The sequence below is a fragment of the Xanthomonas sp. LMC-A-07 genome (genome assembly GCF_030208825.1).
Taxonomy (GTDB): Bacteria; Pseudomonadota; Gammaproteobacteria; order Xanthomonadales; family Xanthomonadaceae; genus Xanthomonas; species Xanthomonas campestris.
In genome coordinates this window covers 204,936-222,679 of record NZ_JARVTF010000014.1, presented here as the reverse complement: position 1 = coordinate 222,679, position 17,744 = coordinate 204,936, and the positions used below count along the sequence as shown (strand labels likewise).

Here is a 17,744-nt window from a genome sequence, read left to right as displayed (position 1 = left end):
CCCCAATCCCGGCCTCAGAACGCCTCATTCCCCAGCCGCACTTCCACGTCCATCAACGAGGTCAGTGCCAGCATCGCGTCGTCGTCACGGCTGAGTGCGATCCAGCCTGCGTAGGCGTCGCCGCCGGTGTTCCAGTTCCACAGCGAATACCCGTGCTCGCGCAGGCGGTCGAAGGCCACCGCCATCAGGTCGGGCACGCCCAGGCCGTTGGCGAAGTCTTCGTCATCCAGGTCGCCGCCCCAGTCGATGCGCAGGTTCCAGCGCGCACTGAGCTCGTCGATGGCAGCGATGAACGAATCGGTGTCCTTCCAGTCGACGTAAAACCCCGAGCGCCAGTCGATGGCGTCCTTCAGCGCCCACAGCCAGGCATCGTCTTCGTCGTCCTCTTCCGCCTCGGCCTGCGCTTCACGCCAGGCGTCGAACTGGCCCAGCGCAGTCTCTTCGTCGCCGGGATTGATCAGCACCAGCAGGTTCCAGACCCGCCCAGGATGATCGTCGACGTCATCGGCCTCCTCCAGATCGGAGGGCAGGCCGTCGTCGTCTTCGTAATCGGCGCTGTTGTCGGGCATGGCGGGGGTCTCACAGAAAGATTCAGCGTGAAGTGTGCCGCCTGACGCGCGCCATGCAAACCGTTACGCCGCCCGCGGCCACCTGCAGGGGGCTGGTCATCGCCGCGCAGGCCCGTATCCTGTGCGGCCGAAGACGGTCATCCCGGTCGTCATGACGCCCTTTCCCATGAGCGATACCCCTCCCGATCATCTGGCCATCGATGCACGCAGCCCGTTTCACGATGCCGACGCCCTGAGCCGCGGTGTTGGCGTGCGCTTCAACGGCATCGAGCGTGACAACGTCGAGGAGTATTCGATCAGCGAAGGCTGGATCAAGGTCCAGGCCGGCAAGGCGCGCGATCGTCGCGGTAATCCGATGACCATGAAGGTCAAGGGCGAGGTGGTGGCCTATTACCTGGACACCAAGAGCGACGCCAAGCCTGCTGCCGAGTAAGCGCGGCTGACAAACCCACGTCACGCCAGGCGACGACAGGCCGGCTGATCCGCGCACTAGGTGCAGGGCTAACCCGCCCATTGCGCGGGACACGCTGTCCGCACGTCCATGTCGGCGCTACGCGGCATCCATGCCGCGTCAGGTCCCGCGCCGGTTAGCGGGCAAAGACCAGTCGCGATGGTCGGTGTGCATGGCTTTCAACGAAGCAACCAGCAGGCGTTCTGGTGCGGTGCCCTCGCCGCTTGCGGGACCGTGTGGCGGCATGGATGCCGCCACCGAGCCCCAGGGACGGGTTCACGGCGTGTCACGCAAGTGGCGAGGGCACCGCGCACTCGACCCACTCAGCGTTTGATCCGGACTTCCGACGCGTTTGACCCGGACTTCCGTCGGCATCCAATGGTCGGTGTGCATGGCTTTCAACGAAGCAACCAGCAGACGTTCTGGTGCGATGTCCTCGCCGCTTGCGGGACCGTGTGGCGGCATGGATGCCGCCACCGAGCCCTCAGGGACGGGTTCACGGCGTGTCCCGCGAGCGCTGAGGGCACCGCGCCCTCGACCCACTCAGCGTTTGATCTGGACTTGCGGCGCGTTTGACCCGGACTTTCGACGGCATCCACTAAAATGCGGCCGACAAAACCACTGCACTCACGCCTCACGCCTTGAGCCGATACCCACTGCGGAAGATCGCCGCCACCACGCCAAGGCACACCAGCAGGAACAGGAAGGTCATGCCGGTACTCACCGCGATGTGCACGTCTGCCTTGCCGTAGAAGCTCCAGCGGAATCCGCTGATCAGGTAGACCACCGGGTTGAACAAGGTGACCTTCTGCCAGATCGGCGGCAGCATGTTGATCGAGTAGAAGCTGCCGCCCAGGAAGGTCAGCGGCGTCACCACCATCAACGGGATCACCTGCAATTTTTCGAAGCCGTCGGCCCAGATGCCGATGATGAAACCGAACAGGCTGAAGGTCAGCGCGGTGAGCACCAGAAAGCCCAGCATCCACACCGGGTGCGCGATTTCGTAAGGCACGAACAGCCGCGCAGTGAGCAGGATCAGCAAGCCCAGCATCACCGACTTGGTCGCTGCCGCGCCCACATAGCCGATCACGATCTCCCACCACGCCACCGGTGCGGACAGCACCTCGTAGATGGTGCCGGCCCAGCGCGGCATGTAGATGCCGAACGAGGCGTTGGAGATGCTTTCGTTGAGCAGCGACAGCATCACCAGGCCGGGGATGATGAAGGCGCCGTAGCTGATGCCGTCGATAGCGCCCATGCGCGAGCCGATCGCCGCGCCGAACACCACGAAGTACAACGAAGTCGACAACACCGGCGAGGCAATCGACTGGGTGAGCGTGCGGAACGCGCGCGCCATTTCGAAGCGGTAGATTGCGCCGATCGCATGCAGGTTCATGCGCGCACCTCCGCGTTGCGTGCGCCATGCACCAGGTTGACGAAGATCTCTTCCAGCGAACTTTCGCTGGAATGCAGGTCCTTGAAATCGATGCCTTGTTCGTTGAGCCGTCGCAGCAGCGCACCGATGCCGGTCTGCTCGGCCTGGGTGTCGAAGGTGTAGATCAGGCTGGTGCCATCGGCGGACAGCTCCAGCGGCAGGTCGGCCAGCGGCGCGGGAATCACATGCAGCGGCGCCTGCAGGCTCAAGCTGAGCTGCTTCTTGCCGAGCTTGCGCATCAGCGTGTGCTTGTCTTCCACCAGCACCAGCTCGCCGCGGTTGATCACCCCGACCCGGTCGGCCATGTCTTCGGCTTCTTCGATGTAATGGGTGGTCAGGATCACCGTAGTGCCCTGTTCGCGCAGCCGCCGCACCATCTGCCACATGTCGTGGCGCAGCTCCACGTCCACGCCGGCAGTGGGCTCGTCCAGGAACAGGATGCGCGGCTCGTGCGCCAGCGCCTTGGCGATCAGCACGCGGCGCTTCATGCCGCCGGACAGGGTGGAGATCTTGCTGTTGCGCTTGTCCCACAACGACAGCTGGCGCAGCACCGACTCCAGGTATTGCGGATTGGCCGGCTTGCCGAACAGGCCGCGGCTGAAGCGCACCGTGGCCCACACGGTTTCGAACGCATCGGTGGCCAGCTCCTGCGGCACCAGCCCGATGCTGGCACGCGCGGCGCGGTAGTCGCGCACGATGTCGTGGCCATCGGCCAGCACGGTGCCGGTGCTCGGATTGACCAGCCCGCAGATGATGCTGATCAAGGTGGTCTTGCCGGCGCCGTTGGGGCCGAGCAATGCAAAGATCTCACCGCGCTGGATGTCCAGATCCACACGTTTGAGCGCCTGGAATCCCCCGGCGTAGGTCTTGCTGAGTCCCTGGATGGAAACGATCGGAGTCATGGGGTTCTGCACTGGAACGATCAGCGTTACAGGGTAGGCCGTGCGCCATGAAGATGGGAGGCGTAAAGATGGGATGGTGTCTCCCGACCGTTGCCAGCGCGCGCTTGTGCATAGCGAACGCAGCCGTTGGAGTGCGTGTCGCGAATGGCCGATGTGAGATGCAGGCGCGCACCTGTGCGCGAGAAGTTTCACCGGGACGGCTCCATCGCGCGCAAGCGCGCTCCTACACAGCCATGGCCGGACCGCCGCGCTGGGTTTTACGGTTCCCGACTCTGGATTCCCGATCGACCGGCATCACCGGGAGAGCCCCATCGCGCGCGAGCGCGCTCCTACGCCGCCGAGGCCGCACAGCCGCTTTGGCCCTTACGATTCCCCGCTCCCGATTCCCAATTCCCGCGCGCCGCAGGCGCGCTCACGCGCGTTTACGCGACTCGATCAGATCCAGATTGCGCACCAGCCGGCGCGACAGATCGTCGGAAATCTCGCGGCGGCGGGCGAGCTTGAACAGCTCGTTGCGCTCGGCCACCAGCGCGGCGTGACGGAACTGGCGTAGTGCCTGTTCGAAGGCGCCCGCCTCTTCCGGGTCGGTTTCGGCCATGTCCACCGCGCCCAGCTTGCGCTGATAGCGCTGGCTGACCTGGTTGGCCGCGGCGTTGTAGCGCTCGGCATGCGCGCTGTCTTCCACCAACCGCTGGCGCAGTTTTTCCACCGCCTCCAGCGCCGCCTGCGAAGCGGCCTTCACCGCCAGGTCTTCCTTCAGCTGCTCGTCTTCTTCCTCGGGCAACTCCAGGCCGCGCAGCAGGCGCGGCAATGCCACGCTGGCCACCAGCAGCGACACCAGGATCACCGAGGCGGCCAGGAAGATCGCCAGCTGCCGGGCCGGGAACGGCGAGCCGTCTTCCAGCACCAACGGCAACGTGAGCACGCCGGCCAGGGTGATCGCGCCGCGCACGCCGGCCAGCGACACCGCCACCACGATCCGCCATGGCGGGCTCACATGCGCCTCGCCACGCCGCTGCGCCTTGAAGAGGTTCCAGCGCAGCGACAGGAACACCCACACAAAGCGCAGCGCCATCAGGCTGGCGCTGATGGTGGCCACGTAGACCGCCAGCCACCATGGATTGAGGTGCCCGGCCTCCTGCACGCTGCGCACCGCGCCGTCCAGGATGCCCGGCAGCTGCTCGCCAAGCAGCACGAAGATGATGCCGTTGAAGGTGAACTGCACCGTGTCCCACACCGCCGAGCGCTGCAGGCGCATGTTGCCCGGCGCGTTGCCGGCCATTTCCACGTAGCTCATGGTGATGCCGGCGGCCACGGCCGCCAGGATGCCGGAGGCGTGGAAGGCTTCGGCCAGCAGGTAGGCGGCGAACGGCGTCAGCAGGTTGACCAGGATCGCCGAACCGGGTTCTTCGCCGAAGTGGCGCCAGATCCAGGCCTGGATGCGGCTCAGCCCGAAGGTGGTCGCCACGCCCAGGCCCAGGCCGGCCAGTGCCACCCACAGAAACGTCAGCGATGCGGTCGCCACCGAGAAGGTGCCGGTGAGCACCGCAGCCACTGCAAACTGGAAACACACCAGGCCGGAGGCGTCATTGAGCAGCGACTCGCCTTCCAGGATGTGCATCAGCCGCTTGGGAATCTGTACCTTGGAGGCGATCGACGACACCGCCACCGGGTCGGTCGGCGAGATGATCGCCGCCAGCGCGAACGCCACCGCCAGCGGCATCGCCGGGATCAGCCAGTGGATCAGCAGGCCCGCCCCCACCACGGTGAACACCACCAGCCCCAGCGCTAGTTCGAGGATGGCCGCCTTGTCGCGGAACAGGCCTTGCTTGGGAATGCGCCAGCCATCCAGGAACAGCAGCGGCGGCAGGAACAGCAGGAAGAACAACTCTGGTTCCAGCTCGTGTCCGGCATCGAACACACCGGAGACCACCGCGCCGAGCGCGATCTGGACCAACGGCAAGGGCAACGAGAACGGCAGGATGCGGATCAGGTAACCGCTGGCCGCGACCGCCAGCAACATGGCGAGGACGACATCAATCGAATGCATGCAAAACCCAGAAAAAAATCGGCCGCGGCGCGGCAAGGCATGTGGCACCGCAACACGGCACCGATGATGGAACATACCGCGTTTGCGCGCGGGGGTGGAACCGCCGCAGCGCAAGGCCTGCCGGCTACACTCGGCAGCAGACGATTGCGAGGATGCGCCAATGCAGTTTCTGTTGCTGGTCTATCTGGATGCCACCTTGCTGGATACGCTGCCGGATGGAGAAGCCGACAGCATGATGCGGCACTGCTTCGCCAATGCCGATGTCATGCACCAGCAAGGCCAGCTGCTGCAGGCGCAACAACTGGAGCCGGCGACCACCGCGCGCAGCGTGCGTGTACGCGGCGGCGCGGTCCGCGTAAGCGATGGGCCGTTTGCAGAAACCAAGGAAGTACTGGGCGGCTTCAACCTGATCGAGGCCGCCGACATGGACGAGGCGTTGCGCATCGCAGCCGCCTTCCCCTGGGCGGCCACCGGCTGTATCGAAGTGCGCCCGGTCCGCGACATGCATGCGGTGCGGCGACAGGTGGGCGCACCGGCCGGCGATCTCAGCGTGCAGCGGCATAACGTTTCTGTCACGAGTCCGAACGGAAGCGGAAATGTCGACGCGGCGTGATGCATCCGCGCCGGAGTGGCCGGCGTATTGAAGCGTACGGTTGCCATCCAGGCGATCGTCCACTCAAAGGATCGCTGTCCATGAAGACGTCTCTCCAGTCGCTTGCCATTGCCACCGCCATTGCCCTGTCCAGCGCCGTTGCGCCGGTCTACGCCGCCTCCAACCCCATGGTGGGTGGCGCACCGATGCTGGTCACCAAGGACATCGTCGACAACGCCGTCAATTCCAAGGACCACACCACCCTGGTCGCCGCAGTGAAGGCGGCCGGCCTGGTCGACACGCTCAAGGGCCCAGGCCCGTTCACCGTGTTCGCGCCCACCAATGCCGCGTTTGCCGCACTGCCGGCCGGCACCGTGGACACGCTGCTCAAACCCGCGTCCAAGCCCACGCTGACCAAGGTGCTGACCTACCACGTGGTGGCAGGCAAGGTGGACGCCGCCTCGCTGATCGCCAAGATCAAGGCCGGCGGCGGTAGTGCCACGCTCACCACCGTGCAGGGCGAACCGCTCACTGCAAAGCTCAACGGCAAGAAGGTCACTCTGACCGATGCCAAGGGCAACACCGCCACCGTCACAACGGCCGACGTCATGCAGAGCAATGGCGTGATCCACGTGATCGACAAGGTGCTGATGCCGTAATCGGCATGCCTGTGCGGCTGATCACCGCTGCTTGCCTGCGGTGATCGAACACGCGCACAGGCGGTTTTTTTCAGAGCGCGTTGCACTGCTTTATGTAGGAGCGCCCCGGCACGCGTGACGCGTCACTGGGATGCCTGATTGCGTGCTGGGTCGCTCCTACGCCAGTGCAGGCCTGTGACATGCGGCACCGTTGTGACGACCCAGTCGCTACAGATGCGGCTCTCGCGGGCTGCGACATCACCGCGAAGCGGCGGTGACGGAACGGCCGGTATTCACGCCGTTCCCTTGGTGTCGTTCGAACTGCGACACCGTGCGCGTGCGTTTGCACGCGCATTTTTTTGCGCCGACACCGGCAATTACGCCGGCGGTGCCTGTAACAGCTGGCGCAGATCCGCGACAAATCCGCGGTAGCCGGCGTCGCGCGCCGACGGCGTGCCCTGCCGCAAGACCCAGGATGGATGCACCGTGGCCAGCACCGGCGTGCCATCGTCCAGGCGCTGCCATTGCCCGCGCTCCTGCATCAAGCGAAAGCCCGGCCCCAATACCGCCTGCGCCGCCGTCGCGCCCAGGCACACAATCTGTGCGGGCCGCAGCTGCGCACGCTCGGCCTGTAACCAGCCATTGCACGCCTGCACATGGCTGCGTTCGGGATTGCGATGCAAGCGGCGCTTGCCGCGTTGCTCGAAACGGAAATGCTTCACCGCATTGGTGACATAGAAACGCTGCCGATCGATCCCCAGCTCACCGAGTGCCTGATTGAACAAGCGCCCGGCCGGGCCCACAAACGGCCGCCCGCTCAGATCCTCTTCGTCGCCCGGCTGCTCGCCGATCACCATCACCGCCGCGTCGTCCGGCCCTTCGCCGAACACCGTCTGTGTTGCCGGCTGCCATAGGTCGCAGCGCCGGCAATCGCGCGCGGCCACGCGCAGCTGCGCAAGACTCTGCGCAGCCACGGCTGGTAGCGCCGCAGGCGTTGCCGGCACCCGTCGCCGCACCGGCTCGGGCGCGCGTTCAGCCATCTCGCGCACACGCACGCCGGCCTCGCGGATCAGCTCCGGCAGCAGCGTGGCCTCGGGCAGGTTCTTCCAGTATTTCTGCGGCATTTCCTGCCGCATCATGGTGGGATTGAGCCGCGCCGGATTAAAGATGTGCGCGTAGTAGGTCCGCCACAGCGTTTCCTGCGCATCGTCGGCGGGCACCTGGTTGCGCGCCGCGCCCTCGCCAAACGTCAACGCTTCGCCATCCCAGCGCACGCTGCGGTACGGCGTAAGAATCGCCCAACGCATACCGGCAAACCGCCGCGCAAAGAACGGCGCCACCCGGTCCAGGATCCAGTGTTCGGGCTCGAACCAGGCCACGAATTCTTCTTCCTCACCCGGCAAACGCCGGAAGCGCACAAAGGCCTTCATCTTGTGCGAATCGCGCTGCACGGCCTTCTGCCACTGCATCACCCGATGCACATCCACATCGGTGGCCCGCTCCAGCAACGCCCGCTCACCAGAGGCAATCCGCCACAACAACCGGTACAGCACCGCATGCCGCTGCACATCGCGATGGCACAACACCGCCGACGCCAGCTGCAGAAACTCCGCAGACACCCGCGGCCCCGCCACCACCGCCGGCAAATCCAGCACCCCCTGCCCCATCAACAACCCACCCTGCGCGCCCCCATTCCAATCCACCGCATCCGGCCCCACCTGCGCACACCACCCCGCCCGCGCCAACGCACGCCATGCATCAAGACTCCAACCTGGCTCAACTTCAGCGCTGAACATCGCTTGCACCTGACCTCAAGATTTCCGATCTCGCCATCGCTCTACTGGCGGCACTCTCGTTGCGTTGTTGCGATTTTTCTGCGGGATGTTGCGGTTATTGCTGCTACTGATACGGCTGATTGCTGATTGCTGATTGCTGGTTGCTGGTTGCTGGTTGCTTGTCGCTTGTCGCTTGTCGCTTGTCGCTTGTCGCCGTTGATTTTGCTGCACCAAGTCGCCTTGGAGCGAGCCGAGCACCGCAGCCATACGTGGCCGAAGAGGCGCCCTGTTTGAGCGCAGCGAGTTTGGGCGCCGTGCCGCGTATGGCGAGGAGCGCAGGGCACCGGTGCGGCTGTATCGCGCCGGATCGCGTCAGGCGACAGCGGTTTTGGTTACTTTTGCCAAGACAAAAGTAACCCGCGCCGCAAGGCGTGGAAGCTCTTGGCGCAGGGATTCGGTGGTGGGAATTGGGGATTCGTAGAAGCAATCAAGAACTTCCAAGTCATGCGTGCAACCGTACCCTCATCCGCCCCTCGGGCACCTTCTCCCGACGGGAGAAGGCACAGGCGTCAATCGAACAAACTTGCCTGCCGCGGCGCAGGCGCCAACTGCGCCCGCAACCGCGCCGGGTCATCCAACCGCTGCCGCGGATGATGATCCAGCACACTCACAAACGGCAGCAGCTTCTTCATCGGCACCCGCAACCGCGCCAGATCGCCCACCCGCAACCGCGCGTGCCGCCGCGACAACAACAACCGCTCCACATTGCGCGTGCCCAGGCCCGGCACCCGCAACAGCATCTCGCGCGGCGCCTGATTCAGATCCACAGGAAACCGCTCCGGATTGCGCAGCGCCCAGGCCAGCTTCGGGTCCACGTCCAGATCCAGCATGCCGCTGGACTGCGACGGCGCGATTTCTTCCACGCTGAATTCGTAGAAACGCAGCAACCAATCGGCCTGATACAGCCGATGCTCGCGCTGCAGCGGCGGTGCCTGCAGCGGCAGCTTGGAGGAGGCATCCGGAATCGGGCTGAAGGCCGAGTAATACACCCGGCGCATCCGATAATTGCCGTAAAGATTGTGGCTGGTGTCCAGGATGCTGCGATCGTTGGCACCGTCGGCACCCACAATCATCTGCGTGCTCTGCCCGGCCGGCGCAAACCTGGGCGGCTTGGCGCAGCGCACTTTCTCGGCCTTGCGCTCCAGCTGGTTTTCTTCGATGCGCCAGCGCAGCTCGCCCATCGCCGCGCGGATGCCGCCCACGCTCTTTTCCGGCGCCAGCTGGGTCAACCCCTGCTCGGTCGGCAATTCGATATTGATGCTCAGACGATCGGCGTAGCGGCCGGCGGCGGCCAGCAATTCCGGCGACGCATCGGGGATGGTCTTGAGGTGGATGTAACCAGCGAAGTGATGCTCCTCGCGCAGCTGCCGCGCCACTTCCACCAACTGCTCCATGGTGTAGTCGGAATTGCGGATGATGCCACTGGACAGGAACAGGCCTTCGATGTAATTGCGCTTGTAGAAATCCAGCGTGAGCGTCACCACTTCTTCGGGCGTGAAGCGCGCGCGGCGCACGTTGCTGGACACCCGGTTGACGCAGTACGCGCAATCGAACACGCAGAAGTTGGTGAGCAGGATCTTCAGCAGCGACACGCAGCGGCCGTCGGGCGTGTAAGAGTGGCAGATGCCCATGCCCTCGGTACTGCCGATGCCCCCGGTGCCGAGCGAATTGCGCTTGTTGGCGCCACTGGAGGCGCAGGACGCGTCGTACTTGGCGGCGTCGGCGAGGACAGCGAGCTTGTCGAGGAGTTTCACCCAGACAGCATGCCGGTTTGCGTCTCACTCAGTGAGACTGGCGCCCTGAGCCGGTGAACCCTTCAGGGCTGGCGCGCCATGCAGCGCGCCGCGCCTGTTCACCTCATGCGGCATCACCGTGATGCGGCCCTGCGTGAAGCCCGCCGCTCACGCATCGCGGCGCGGCACTTGGTAACGACGGCCATGCGGCAGCCATCCAACCCCTGCGCCGATCTCACGCGCAGCAACCCCGCACGCCCGATTACGCAGCCACCGGTTGGTCCACCGGCGGCGCACCATCGAAGCGGTAGATATCCATGCCGATCAGGCCCTGATCGATGCCGGCGTCGATCCGCTGCGCACCGAGCCGGTCGCCACCGGCCGCGCCCATCGCCACGTACAACGGCAACAGATGCTCGTCGGTGGGATGCGCACGCGCGGCGTGCGGTGCCTGGCGCCGGTAATCGAGCAACGCGGGCACGTCGTCGTCGGCCAGCCTGCGCTCGGTCCAGTCGATGAACGGACGCACATACGGTGCCTCGCGCTCGGCGCTATAGCCCTGGTGCAGGTCGTGCAGGTTGTGGGTGATGCTGCCCGAGCCGATCACCAGCACGCCTTCCGCACGCAGCGGCGCCAGCGCGCGGCCCACCGCAAACTGGTGAGCCGGGCCCAGTTCCGGCTGGATCGACAGCGGCACCACCGGGATGTCGGCCTGCGGGTAGAGCATGCGCAGCGGCACCCAGATGCCGTGGTCGAGGCCGCGCTGCGGGTCCTGCTGCGGATGCAGGCCAGCCAGTTCCAACAGGCGCGTCACCTGCTGCGCCAGCGCCGGGGCGCCCGGGGCCGGATACTCGATCTCGTACAACGGCGGCGGGAAACCGCCGAAATCGTGAATGGTGACGGGTTTGGAGGCAGCACCTACCAGTGGCCGCCGCGCCAACCAGTGCGCGCTGGCCACCACGATCGCGCGTGGGCGCGGCAGGCCCTGCGCCAGCGTGGCGAGTTGCGTCCCCAGCTCGCCCGGCCGCAGCGCGGTCATGGGCGAGCCATGCGAGATGTACAGCGAGGGCAGGACGGACATGGGCGAACTCCGGGGCGGCGCCGGTATGGCAGCCAAGGTGCACAGGGTATGCCGTGCAAAAATCGGATAAACCGCGCCAATTCGGATAATTTATTGCGACTACGGCAACAATCGACCGCCAATGGATACCCTGGATGCAATGCGCGTGTTCGTGGCGGTGGCTGAGCGCAGCGGTTTCAGCGCCGCCGCCGATGCACTGGACCGCTCCACCGCCAACATCACCCGGCAGGTGGCCGCGCTGGAACAGCGGCTGGGCACCCGCCTGCTCAACCGCACCACCCGGCGGGTCAGCCTGACCAGTGCCGGCACCGCCTATTACCAGCGCTGCCTGCAGCTGCTGGCCGACCTGGACGACCTGGAAGCCACGGTGGGCGCGCAGGCGCTGGCGCCGTCCGGGCTGCTGCGGGTCAATGCACCGGTGAGTTTCGGCATTGTGCAGTTGGCCGCCTTGCTGCCCGGCTTCCGCGCGCGTTTCCCGCAGGTGGAACTGGACCTGTCGCTGTCCGATCGCCTGGTGGACATGGTCGAAGAAGGCTTCGATGTCGCCCTGCGCATCACCCGCCAGCCCGCGCCCACCCTGATTGCCCGGCAGCTGGGCACGGTGCGGCTGGTGCCCTGCGCGGCCCCGGCCTATCTGGCACGCGCGGGCACCCCGCAGCATCCGGCCGACCTGGCCGGCCACGAATGCCTGCTGTATCACTACGCGCCCACCGGCGACGATGTGCGCTTTCACGGGCCCGACGGCGATATCGACGTGCGCCTGCGCGGCGGCCTGCGCGCCAATAACGGCCACGTGCTGAGCGCGGCCGCAGTGGCTGGCCAGGGCGTGGTGATCCAGCCGGATTTCCTCGCCGACGAGCACATCGCTGCCGGCCGCCTGGTGCGCATCCTGCCCGACTACCATCTGGCCGACATCGGCATCTATGCGGTGTACACCAGCCGCAGCCACCTGGCGCCGAAGGTACGCAGCTTCATCGATTACCTGGTGGAACACATCGGCGCGCCGGCCCCGGGCCTGGCGGCCTCGGCAACAGTTCGTCCCGCCCGCGGTCATTAATCTGCACGCTGGCGCGTGCTTCCATGGGCGCTTCCCTCAACCCAGGAGTGCACATGACCAAGATCGCCATCGTCTATTTCAGTGGCTACGGCCATACCGTCAAGCAGGCCGAGGCTGTGCACGCCGGTGCCGCCAGCGTTGGCGAGGCCACGCTGTACCGCATCGACCAGGACGGCAACCTGCCCGACGAGGCCTGGGAAGCGATCGGCGCTGCCGATGCCATCATCTACGGCAGCCCCACCTACATGGGCGGGCCGGCCTGGCAGTTCAAGAAGTTCGCCGATGTCAGTTCCAAGCCGTGGTTCACGCAGGCGTGGAAGGACAAGGTCGCCGCCGGCTTCACCAATTCGGCCTCGGTGAACGGCGACAAGTACGCCACCATCCAGTACTTCTGGACCCTGTCGCAGCAGCATGGCCAGGTCTGGGTCGGCACCGGCCTGCCGCCGTCCAACACCAAGGCGCACGGCCCGCAGGACATCAACTGGACCGCCGGTTGGGGTGGTGCACTGGCCATCTCGCCCTCCGACGCATCGCCGGAGGAAGCACCACGCAGCGGCGATCTGGAAACCGCCAGGTTGCTCGGCAAGCGCGTGGCTGAAATCGCCGCCAAGCTCAAGGGCTGATCCAGTGCAGGGCCAGGCATGTGCTGTGTGCATGCCTGGCCTTGCGCGCAATACGTTTCGGCGTTGATTGCGGTGCTGTGCAGGTTGTGACGTTGTAGGTGCGGAGTGGTTGCGCGTCGCGCGGTAGCCGGCCTGCAGGCGGAGCGTTTGCAGTTGTTGTGCAAGGTGATGTGCTCCGCGGCATTCAACGGCTCGCAAACGAGAAATGCATGGTGTCGCTGTAGACCGATGGCGCTGTGCGTGCGTCGTGGTCATTGCGGACTTGATGCACTTCGATCGCGAAAGGTCGCCACCGCACACTGCCGTTCGACCTCTGCCACATTGATCGCGCAGTACACGCCTCCACAACTGCATCGCCAACGGCACAGCGCGCGCATGCAGTGCAGCTCTCACCTGCGGTCACCACACGCACCTGATTGACACCCGCGTCGCATGTCCACGTTGGGCACGCCCGATCAACGGGCCACGCCGCACTAACACCCCGCGCGCGATCCTGCCGCCCTCTCACCCCTGCACGGAGTTTCCCCCACCATGCACACCCGCTCGCTTGGCCGTTCCGGCCCCACCGTTTCCGCCCTGGGCCTCGGCTGCATGGGCATGAGCGCCTTTTATGGCGATCGCAGCGACGAGGCCGGCTCGATCGCGGTGATCCACCGCGCACTCGACCGCGGCATCAGCCTGCTCGATACCGCCGACATGTACGGCCCGCACACCAATGAAGTGCTGGTCGGCAAAGCCATTGCCTCGCGCCGGCATGAAGTGTTCCTGGCCACCAAGTTCGGCATCAAGCTCGATCCCAACGACCCGTCCGTGCGCGGCATCGACGGCAGCCCGGACTACGTGCAGAGCGCGTGCGAGGCCAGCCTGCGCCGCCTGGGCGTGGAGCACATCGATCTGTACTACCAGCATCGCGTGGACCCGAACGTGCCGATCGAAGACACCGTCGGTGCCATGGCGCGCTTGGTCGAACAGGGCAAGGTGCGCTTCCTGGGCCTGTCCGAAGCCGCGGCCGACACCATCCGCCGCGCGCACGCGGTGCACCCGATCACCGCCGTGCAGACCGAATATTCGCTGTGGTCGCGCGAGCCCGAAGACAACGGCGTGTTCGCCACCGTGCGCGAGCTGGGGATCGGATTCGTGCCGTATTCGCCGCTGGGGCGTGGCTTCCTGACCGGCGCGTTCGCCTCGCCGGATGACTTCGATGCCGACGACTATCGCCGCCATTCGCCGCGTTTCCAGGGCGAGAACTTCACCCGCAATCTGCAGCTGGTGCAACAGGTCAAGGCGATCGCGACCGACAAGGGCGTCACGCCCGGGCAACTGGCATTGGCCTGGGTGCTGGCGCAGGGCCAGGACCTGGTGCCGATCCCGGGCACCAAGCGGTTGGCCTATCTGGAAGAAAACATCGCCGCACTGGACGTGGCGCTGATGCCGGACGAGCTCGCCCGCATCGATGCGATCTTTCCGCCCCAGGCAGCGGCAGGCACCCGCTATCCCGAAGCGATGATGGGCGCGGTCAACCGCTGAGCCACACCACGCGTCCGCAGGCGCTGCGGACGCGTCAGCTCACGCCATGGCCCGCGCATCCCCTGCACACTGCGCGGGTCCTTGGCCACCGAGTGCAACTGCAATGCTCTCCTGCGTGATTCCCGCCCATGACGAGGCCGCGTTGATCGGGCAGACGCTGCAGTGCCTGCATGCCTGTGCGCAGGCCATGCAACTGGACTACGAAGCCATCGTGGTGGCCGATGCCTGCAGCGACGACACCGCGGCGATCGCGCGTGCCAACGGCGCTAGCGTGATCGAGGTGGAGTTGCGGCACATCGCCGCCACCCGCAATGCCGGCGCCCAGGCCGCGCATGGCGATCGCCTGCTGTTTCTGGATGCCGATACGCAGGTAAATCCGCAGGTGATGGCCGCCGCGCTTGCGGCACTGGATGCCGGTGCGGTGGGTGGTGGCGCGCGCGTGCACTTGCATGGCAAGCGCGTGTGGGTGGAGCGCATGGCCCAGGCCGTGTTCGGCTGGATCTTCCGGCTTAGCGGCATTGCGCCAGGCTGCTTTTTGTTCTGTACCCGCGCGGCATTCGTCAGCGCCGGCGGCTTCGATGCGCGCTACTACGCCGGCGAAGATGTCGCGCTCAGCCGCAGCCTGGCGCGCTGCGGGCGCTTTGTGATCCTGCGCCAGACCGTGCACACCTCCGATCGCAAGCTGCGCAGTTTTTCCAAGCGCGAGCATGTGGGCTTGTTGTTGCGGTTCCTGTGGCGCGGGCGGCGCATGTTGCAGACCCGCGATGCGCTGGGCTTCTGGTATCAACGGCGGCGCTGAACCAGGCGTGTCCGCAAGACCCGTCCTCACGCGAACCACCCGTCAGAGCCAGGACGCGACTGCGCCAGAGACCTACACTGCGAAGTCTGTTCCGGTTTCGAGTTGCACCGCATGGTCTCTTTGCACCGCCCTGTCCTGATCGCCGCCACCGTGGCCACGCTGCTGGTCACTACCGCCTGCCACCACGATGGCGGCACCTCGGCGGCGAACAATGCCAGCAAGGCGGCGCCCAGCACTCCGCAACTGGGCGACTTCGGTTTCGATGTGGCCGGCATGGACCGCAGCGTGGCGCCGGGCGATGACTTCTTCGGCTACGCCAACGGCACCTGGGTCAAGACCACGCAGATTCCGGACGACCGCTCCAGCTTCAACAGCTTCACCAGCATCACCGTGAAGACCGAGCAGCACAGCCGCGACATCATCGAAGGCGACGCCGCCAACGACCGTGTCACCGGCGAAGACAAGCAGATTGGCGACTACTACGCCGCCTACATGGACGAGGCCGGCATCGAGGCCAAGGGCGTGAGCCCGGTGCAACCGGCCTTGGATGCCATCGCGCAGCTCGAGGACAAGCAAGCCTTGGCGCGCACTCTCGGCGGGCAATTGCGCGCCGATGTGGACCTGCTCAATTCCACCGATTTCTACACCGATCGCCTGTTCGGCTTGTGGGTGTCGCAAGACCTGCATCATCCGCAGCGGTATGTGCCGTACCTGGTGCAAGGCGGCCTGGGCATGCCCGAGCGCAGCTTCTATCTGGATGGCGGCCGCATGGCGCAGATGCGCGAGGCGTATCGCGCCTACATCGTCAACGTGCTCGAACTTGCCGGCATTGCCGATGCCGCGCCCAAGGCCGAGCGCATCCTGGCGCTGGAAACCGCCATTGCACGCGTGCATGCCAGTGCCGAGCAAACCAACAACGTGCAGGACGGCGCCAATGCCTGGGCCCAGGCCGACTTCGCGCGCAAGGCACCCGGCCTGGACTGGAGCGCATTTTTTGAAGCCGCCGGGTTGAAGGCGCAGCGCGACTTCATCGTCTGGCAGCCGCAGGCGGTGACCGGACTGTCGGCGCTGGTGCAATCGCAGCCGCTGCAGACATGGAAGGACTACCTGAGCTTCCGCGCGCTCGACCGCGCCGCGCCGTACCTGTCCAAGCCGTTTGCCGACGCGCGCTTCGGCTTCTATGGCACCACCCTGGAAGGCACCCCACAGCAGCGCCAGCGCTGGAAGCGTGGCATCGACGCCACCAACGCCGCGTTGGGTGAAGCGGTGGGCAAGCGTTACGTGCAGAAATACGTCAGTGCGCAGACCAAGACGCGCGCCGAAGCGATGGCCAAGAACATCATCGCCGCCTTCGGCAAGCGCATCGACGCGCTGGCGTGGATGAGCCCGCAGACCAAGCAGCACGCCAAGGCCAAGATCGCCGGGCTCACCGTGGCCGTGGGCTACCCGGACAACTGGCGCGACTACAGCGCGCTCGAGGTACGGCGTGATGATGCGGTGGGCAATGTCGAACGTGCCGAGCTGTTCGAGTACCGCCGCAACCTGGCCAAGCTGGGCAAGCCGGTGGATCACGGCGAGTGGTACATGCTGCCGCAGGAGGTCAACGCGCTGAATGTGCCGCTGGAAAACCGCCTGATCTTTCCGGCCGCGATCCTGCAGCCGCCATTTTTCGACCCGGCCGCCGACGATGCGGTGAATTACGGTGCGATCGGCGCGGTGATCGGCCATGAAATCAGCCACAGCTTCGACAACATGGGCGCGCTGTTCGACGAACATGGCGAGCTGCACAACTGGTGGACGCCGCAGGACCTGAAGAAGTTCGAGACCGCCAGCGACGCGCTGGCCGCACAGTTCGGCAGCTACAAACCGTTCGAGGATCTGTCGGTCAACGGCAAGCTCACCCTGGGCGAGAACATCGCCGACGTGGCCGGCCTGGCCACCGCCTACGACGCGTATCAGTTGTCGTTGCAGGGCAAGCAGCCGCAGACTCTGGACGGGTTCACGCCAGACCAGCGCTTCTTCCTGGGCTTTGCACAGGCTTGGCGCGGCAAGTACCGCGACGAGGCGTTGCGCAACGCAGTCCTCACCGATGTGCACGCCCCCGGACGCTTCCGCACGCAGACCGTGCGCAACCTCGACGCCTGGTACCCGGCCTTCGAAGTGACCCAGGGCCAACAGCTGTATCTGGCACCGGAACAGCGCGTCAAAATCTGGTAAGCGCATAACCACGCACGCAGCGCCAACCGACACCACCGTAGGAGCGCGCTCGCGCGCGATGGGGCGTTAGCGAGAACGCATCAAAACGCGTGGGCCGTTAGACACAAGCGCAAACACCGCACAGCGTCTGCGCGGCATGCTTACCGTGATGCCATGCGCGCCAACCCATCGCAGGCTCTCACCGCCAGACTTCGCCAGCGCGCATCACCCGTAGGAGCGCGCTTGCGCGCGATTG

General features: G+C 65.8%; 15 protein-coding genes. 8 read left to right on the top strand and 7 right to left on the bottom strand.

Going from position 1 to position 17,744, the window contains the following annotated elements; genetic code table 11:
* Window positions 1-14: 14 nt before the first annotated feature.
* A complete protein-coding gene (locus QRM89_RS16145; protein WP_273676659.1) occupies window positions 15-569 on the bottom strand; it encodes a hypothetical protein in 555 nt (184 codons plus the stop codon).
* A gap of 166 nt (window positions 570-735) precedes the next feature.
* On the opposite strand from QRM89_RS16145, the gene QRM89_RS16140 reads away from it, so the two are divergent.
* Window positions 736-1,002: a DUF3297 family protein gene (locus tag QRM89_RS16140; protein ID WP_011038741.1), complete on the top strand. Its 267-nt coding sequence runs from the start codon at window positions 736-738 to the stop codon at window positions 1,000-1,002.
* A gap of 652 nt (window positions 1,003-1,654) precedes the next feature.
* On the opposite strand, the gene QRM89_RS16135 is transcribed toward QRM89_RS16140, so the two are convergent.
* The 3 genes from QRM89_RS16135 to QRM89_RS16125 all read right to left on the bottom strand — a co-directional run bounded on the left by QRM89_RS16135 (window position 1,655) and on the right by QRM89_RS16125 (window position 5,407).
* A complete protein-coding gene (locus QRM89_RS16135; RefSeq protein ID WP_011038742.1) occupies window positions 1,655-2,416 on the bottom strand; it encodes an ABC transporter permease in 762 nt (253 codons plus the stop codon).
* On the bottom strand, window positions 2,413-3,357 hold the full coding sequence (locus tag QRM89_RS16130; protein ID WP_285448475.1) for an ABC transporter ATP-binding protein: 945 nt from the start codon (window positions 3,355-3,357) through the stop codon (window positions 2,413-2,415). The genes QRM89_RS16135 and QRM89_RS16130 overlap by 4 nt, the downstream gene beginning before the upstream one ends.
* A gap of 412 nt (window positions 3,358-3,769) precedes the next feature.
* The gene (locus QRM89_RS16125; protein ID WP_011038744.1) at window positions 3,770-5,407 is read right to left on the bottom strand and encodes a Na+/H+ antiporter; all 1,638 of its coding nucleotides are present in this window, start codon (window positions 5,405-5,407) and stop codon (window positions 3,770-3,772) included.
* A gap of 160 nt (window positions 5,408-5,567) precedes the next feature.
* On the opposite strand from QRM89_RS16125, the gene QRM89_RS16120 reads away from it, so the two are divergent.
* Window positions 5,568-6,020: a YciI family protein gene (locus tag QRM89_RS16120; protein ID WP_103701910.1), complete on the top strand. Its 453-nt coding sequence runs from the start codon at window positions 5,568-5,570 to the stop codon at window positions 6,018-6,020.
* 80 nt (window positions 6,021-6,100) lie between these two features.
* Window positions 6,101-6,658 carry a fasciclin domain-containing protein gene (locus QRM89_RS16115; protein ID WP_186829557.1) on the top strand — a complete coding sequence of 186 codons (558 nt, stop codon included), beginning with the start codon at window positions 6,101-6,103 and terminating at the stop codon, window positions 6,656-6,658.
* Window positions 6,659-7,014: 356 nt separating this feature from the next.
* On the opposite strand, the gene QRM89_RS16110 is transcribed toward QRM89_RS16115, so the two are convergent.
* The 3 genes from QRM89_RS16110 to QRM89_RS16100 all read right to left on the bottom strand — a co-directional run bounded on the left by QRM89_RS16110 (window position 7,015) and on the right by QRM89_RS16100 (window position 11,286).
* Window positions 7,015-8,433 carry a UdgX family uracil-DNA binding protein gene (locus tag QRM89_RS16110; RefSeq protein ID WP_103701912.1) on the bottom strand — a complete coding sequence of 473 codons (1,419 nt, stop codon included), beginning with the start codon at window positions 8,431-8,433 and terminating at the stop codon, window positions 7,015-7,017.
* Between the two features lie 548 nt (window positions 8,434-8,981).
* Window positions 8,982-10,226 (bottom strand): putative DNA modification/repair radical SAM protein, encoded by a 1,245-nt coding sequence (locus tag QRM89_RS16105; RefSeq protein ID WP_103701916.1) that lies wholly within the window; start codon window positions 10,224-10,226, stop codon window positions 8,982-8,984.
* A 241-nt stretch (window positions 10,227-10,467) separates the two neighbouring features.
* A complete protein-coding gene (locus QRM89_RS16100; protein ID WP_042594553.1) occupies window positions 10,468-11,286 on the bottom strand; it encodes a class III extradiol ring-cleavage dioxygenase in 819 nt (272 codons plus the stop codon).
* 121 nt (window positions 11,287-11,407) lie between these two features.
* Between QRM89_RS16100 and QRM89_RS16095 the strand changes: the two genes are divergently transcribed.
* From QRM89_RS16095 to QRM89_RS16075, 5 genes are all read left to right on the top strand, one after another.
* Window positions 11,408-12,343 (top strand): LysR family transcriptional regulator, encoded by a 936-nt coding sequence (locus QRM89_RS16095; protein WP_042594551.1) that lies wholly within the window; start codon window positions 11,408-11,410, stop codon window positions 12,341-12,343.
* A gap of 53 nt (window positions 12,344-12,396) precedes the next feature.
* Window positions 12,397-12,966, top strand: a complete 570-nt coding sequence (locus QRM89_RS16090) for a flavodoxin family protein (RefSeq protein ID WP_011270027.1) — start codon at window positions 12,397-12,399, stop codon at window positions 12,964-12,966.
* A gap of 531 nt (window positions 12,967-13,497) precedes the next feature.
* Complete coding sequence (locus QRM89_RS16085; RefSeq protein ID WP_076056789.1) at window positions 13,498-14,493, top strand: aldo/keto reductase; 996 nt, start codon at window positions 13,498-13,500, stop codon at window positions 14,491-14,493.
* Between the two features lie 103 nt (window positions 14,494-14,596).
* On the top strand, window positions 14,597-15,292 hold the full coding sequence (locus QRM89_RS16080; protein WP_103701918.1) for a glycosyltransferase: 696 nt from the start codon (window positions 14,597-14,599) through the stop codon (window positions 15,290-15,292).
* Between the two features lie 111 nt (window positions 15,293-15,403).
* Entirely contained in the window at window positions 15,404-17,509 is a 2,106-nt protein-coding gene (locus QRM89_RS16075) for a M13 family metallopeptidase (protein ID WP_285448474.1), read from the top strand.
* Window positions 17,510-17,744: the final 235 nt, after the last annotated feature.

What these genes read in the sequence shown, in the direction of transcription:
- QRM89_RS16145 (WP_273676659.1), bottom strand. Translation starts at nt 569, where the DNA reads ATGCCCGACAACAGCGCCGATTACGAAGACGACGACGGCCTGCCCTCC.
- QRM89_RS16140 (WP_011038741.1), top strand. Translation starts at nt 736, where the DNA reads ATGAGCGATACCCCTCCCGATCATCTGGCCATCGATGCACGCAGCCCG.
- QRM89_RS16135 (WP_011038742.1), bottom strand. Translation starts at nt 2,416, where the DNA reads ATGAACCTGCATGCGATCGGCGCAATCTACCGCTTCGAAATGGCGCGC.
- QRM89_RS16130 (WP_285448475.1), bottom strand. Translation starts at nt 3,357, where the DNA reads ATGACTCCGATCGTTTCCATCCAGGGACTCAGCAAGACCTACGCCGGG.
- QRM89_RS16125 (WP_011038744.1), bottom strand. Translation starts at nt 5,407, where the DNA reads ATGCATTCGATTGATGTCGTCCTCGCCATGTTGCTGGCGGTCGCGGCC.
- QRM89_RS16120 (WP_103701910.1), top strand. Translation starts at nt 5,568, where the DNA reads ATGCAGTTTCTGTTGCTGGTCTATCTGGATGCCACCTTGCTGGATACG.
- QRM89_RS16115 (WP_186829557.1), top strand. Translation starts at nt 6,101, where the DNA reads ATGAAGACGTCTCTCCAGTCGCTTGCCATTGCCACCGCCATTGCCCTG.
- QRM89_RS16110 (WP_103701912.1), bottom strand. Translation starts at nt 8,433, where the DNA reads ATGTTCAGCGCTGAAGTTGAGCCAGGTTGGAGTCTTGATGCATGGCGT.
- QRM89_RS16100 (WP_042594553.1), bottom strand. Translation starts at nt 11,286, where the DNA reads ATGTCCGTCCTGCCCTCGCTGTACATCTCGCATGGCTCGCCCATGACC.
- QRM89_RS16095 (WP_042594551.1), top strand. Translation starts at nt 11,408, where the DNA reads ATGGATACCCTGGATGCAATGCGCGTGTTCGTGGCGGTGGCTGAGCGC.
- QRM89_RS16090 (WP_011270027.1), top strand. Translation starts at nt 12,397, where the DNA reads ATGACCAAGATCGCCATCGTCTATTTCAGTGGCTACGGCCATACCGTC.
- QRM89_RS16085 (WP_076056789.1), top strand. Translation starts at nt 13,498, where the DNA reads ATGCACACCCGCTCGCTTGGCCGTTCCGGCCCCACCGTTTCCGCCCTG.
- QRM89_RS16080 (WP_103701918.1), top strand. Translation starts at nt 14,597, where the DNA reads ATGCTCTCCTGCGTGATTCCCGCCCATGACGAGGCCGCGTTGATCGGG.
- QRM89_RS16075 (WP_285448474.1), top strand. Translation starts at nt 15,404, where the DNA reads ATGGTCTCTTTGCACCGCCCTGTCCTGATCGCCGCCACCGTGGCCACG.